This is a genomic window from Streptomyces albidus (ex Kaewkla and Franco 2022), assembly GCF_013870515.1.
GTDB classification, from domain to species: domain Bacteria; phylum Actinomycetota; class Actinomycetes; order Streptomycetales; family Streptomycetaceae; genus Streptomyces; species Streptomyces albidus.
Map to the genome: position 1 here is coordinate 1 of NZ_JACBXA010000394.1, position 3,529 is coordinate 3,529.

Here is a 3,529-nt window from a genome sequence, read left to right on the forward strand (position 1 = left end):
CGCGTGCGGGTCGGCTCCCTTCCCGGCCCTCGCCATGGCGCCTCTCCTCCCAGGTGGATGTGGCCCCGGACAGGGTGGCTTCGCCACACCCGGTCCGGGGCCACGGTTCAACTCACTTCAGCGAAACGCCGGGTGAGGTTCAGAGGCACAGCAGGGCGCTGTGCGAGCTGTGCGTGTCGCACAGGAGCAGGCTGGCGCTGCTCAGGTCGCCGCCACCGCCGCCGGTGTGGTTGTCCTGGGACTCCAGCGACTGCAGGTCGAGAAGCGACATGTCGTTTCCTTTCGGTTTCTCTTACGGGGACGGTGGTGCATCGGTACGGCCCGATCACGGACCGGTCTTTGGGCCGCCGCGTGGCAGCGGCGGAAGGAAGGGCAGGCCGACGGGCGGCTCGCCCCGCAGCGCGGCGGTCGCGGCACTCGTGGCGAGCAGGCAGCCCGCCGTACCGGTGGCCAGGTCCATCGACAGCCGCATCATCTGGTCGCCGGGGAAGGCCAGACCGCCCTGGTGGTTCATGCCGTACCAGGCCAGCCCGTCCAGTTGGGCGGCGATCCCGGACGCGTCGGCGTCGGGTGCGGTGGTACGGCTGAGGTAGAGCAGCATCCCCGCTCGCCCCTGGAACAGCCCCGGCTGCGCGTAGTAGCGCATGCGGGCTGCGGGCAGGACGGCGGATCGTGCCGTGCTGAACTCGTCCTCGTCCGGCCGGTGTTGGAGCAGGTCGTCCAAGACCATTCCGATGCCGGCGCTGCCGCCTGAGAGGTAGGGCATGATGCGCCTTCCCTCGTCGACCTGGAGCGTGCCGCTCCGGTCGGGTACGCAGTGCGCGAGGTCGCGGCGCAGGGCGTCCGACGCCAGGTCCAGCAGCTCGGCGTCGCCGGTGCGTTCGTACAGGCGCAGGAAGAGCAGTGCCGCTCCGGTGGAGCCATGCATCAGGCCGGCGCGTCCCCGCCAGGGGTCCTCGCCCTCCCCTCCCGCCGCGGCGGTACGGGCGGCGAGGCTCTCGGCGAGCAGCCGCGCGGCCGTGGCGGCATGGGCGTGCAGCGCGGTCTCGCCCGTGGTGGTGCCCAGCCGGTCCAACGCGAGCCCGATACCTGCGAGTCCGCCGTACAGAGTGGGGCCGAGGCGCTGCCACTTCTCATCGAGCACGCGGTCGGCGAGCTTCAGCGCTTCCTGGGAGTGTCCGAACCGGTCCAGCACGTACGCGGCACCGAGCAGACCGTCGTAGAAGCCGAGCGGGGTGCCCTGCGGCGGGGTGCCGCTGTGCCTCAGCAGCCACTCCTCGCCCTCGGGGCAGGAGGGTGAGCCGGTCTCCGCCAGCGCGTAGAGCACGCCGGCCGCTCCGTGGGCGAGACCGAGACCACCGCCGTCGGCGAACTGCGCGATGTCGCCCGGGAAGAGCCGGTCGTCACGCTCGGGCGTCGCCGAGACCAGTACGGACCTCGCCATCGCGTCACGGCTGCGCGGCCAGTCGGCCGGGCGGACCGGCATCTGCGACGCACCGGTGCCGGGCGGCGCGTCGCCGGCGGAGCGGCCCTCGATGACGGCCACCGCCTCCTGGAGGAACTCCCTCGGCACCTCCGGGAATTGCTCGGCTGCCACCTCGGCGAGGTGCGCCGCCTTGGCCCGGTCGACGGCGAGCAGCATCGTCATCGGCACGAAGAGCGCGATCCGCAGGCAGGCGAGGGCGTAGCGGTCGATCTCGTAGCCCACGCGGTCGGCGGGAGCGATGAAGCCCGGGTGGGCGACGATCTGCCGCGGATTCTCCTCGGCCGGCGCCGCCGCCTCGAAGTCCAGCAGGCGCACGGAGCGTTCGTCGGGGGCGACCATGATGTTGAACATGTGCAGGTCGTTGAAGACCAGCCCGCGCGAGTGCACCGCCTCGACCGCTTCCTCCACCAGCCTGTGGATGCGCAGGGCCCATCGGGTGTACTCGGAGACGGCCGCCGGGTCCGGGGTCTCGGTCAGCAGCGGATGACGCTGGGCGAAGAAGGAGTTGAGGGTCTGCCCCGGCAGGTGGTCCATGACGAGGAAGCGGTGGCCGTCGACCGTGAACCAGTCGCGCACACCCGGTGCGACGGACAACCCCGCGAGCCGTTCCATGGCCGCCTTCTCACGCTCCAGACGTGCCACCGCGTCGGCGCCGTCGGCGGCGAGCCCGGCGTGCGGGCGGGCCTCCTTGAGCACGACCGCCTCACCGGTGCGGGAGTCCGTACCGCCGTACACGCCACCGCCGTTGGAGAAGTGCAGGGCACGCTCGACGCGGTACGGGAGGCCGGTGAGCGAGGCTCCCTGCCTGGCGGCCAGGTGCGGCTCCAGGAACTCCGGCAGCGTCACCCAGTCCGGCACGTGGAAGACGGGGTCCTTGCGGTCGGGTACGAGCCGCCCTTCCCCGTCCTCGATCGCCGGCACCAGCTGTCCCTGCGGTGAGAGGCAGAAGCGCCGGGCGAAGCCGCCGTAGCGCACGTAGAGCGGGCCTTCGCCCCAGCGCAGGTCGGTGAGGATGTACGGGCCGGGTTCGCCGGCGAGTTCCTCGCCCAACTCGGTCAGAAGCGTGCGGAGTTGCTTCTCGTCCGCCGGATAGATGGTGGCGAATTTGCCGCTCGTGCCGCGGCCGGCGTACTTGGCATTCCGCAGATAGAGCAGCGTGCGGGCCGGCACGAATTTGAAGGGGATTCCCCGGGCGACGCAGTAGTCCCACACCGCTGCGGCCACCCTGTCGGCGTTCCGGAGCGCGGCCGAGGCGTGGACCTTCCAGCCCTGCGCCTGCAGTTCCCCCTGCACCGGGCTGAGCTGGAGCCAGTCACCGGAGCGGCTGGCCTGCCATCCTTCGGGCACGGGGCGCTGCGCCGTGGCAAGGGCATCGGAGTCTTCGGCCGTCCCGGAACCGGAGTTCGCGGAACCGGATTCCGAGGGACCGGATTCCGAGGGACCCCCGGACAAACGGTCCGGAGTCTCATAGAAGTATCTGTCTGCGAGGCAGAAGACCTCGTATCGCTTGTCCATTTCAATCCCCCCTCTGCGGCATGAAAAGAGAATTACATGCGGAGATGTGGAGGAACAGTAACGACTGTCACGAGGCAACCGTTAAGAATGCATGGGTGAACTCGCTTTTCGGACGCGGCACTTGGTGCGCTGTCCGAAAGCGACTGCTTTCCGGGAACATTTCCGGGAACGGAGCCTCGGACGCGCGACGATCACGGCCTGCCGGGGGGGCGTCAGCCGGTGGGCACGAAGCGCACGGGCGTACCGGGCACCGCCTGCGCCACAGCCGCAAGAGCCTCCTGCGGGACGACGCCGATGACCGGATAGCCGCCCGTGACCGGGTGATCGGCGAGGAAGACGACCGGCCGCCCCTCCGGTGGCACCTGAAGGGCGCCCAACGCGATGCCCTCGCTGGGCAGTTCACGGGTCTCGGCTCGCTCCAGCACCGGCCCGTCCAGCCGCAGCCCGATGCGGTTGCTGGCGGAGGAGACCCGGTATTCGCCGGTCACGAGAGTGCGCAACGCCCCTTGCGTGAACCAGTCCGTGCGC

The 3,529-nt window shown here is 70.6% G+C and carries 2 protein-coding genes and 1 pseudogene; all 3 read right to left on the reverse strand.

Features of this window, described 5'->3' with window-relative positions; translation table 11 throughout:
* Nucleotides 1-139: 139 nt before the first annotated feature.
* On the reverse strand, nt 140-271 hold the full coding sequence (locus tag H5J26_RS29440) for a SapB/AmfS family lanthipeptide (protein WP_181769012.1): 132 nt from the start codon (nt 269-271) through the stop codon (nt 140-142).
* 54 nt (nt 272-325) lie between these two features.
* Entirely contained in the window at nt 326-3,001 is a 2,676-nt protein-coding gene (gene lanKC / locus H5J26_RS29445) for a class III lanthionine synthetase LanKC (RefSeq protein ID WP_181769013.1), read from the reverse strand.
* A 212-nt stretch (nt 3,002-3,213) separates the two neighbouring features.
* Nucleotides 3,214-3,529: pseudogene (locus H5J26_RS29450) on the reverse strand (biotin-dependent carboxyltransferase family protein); the annotation flags it as partial.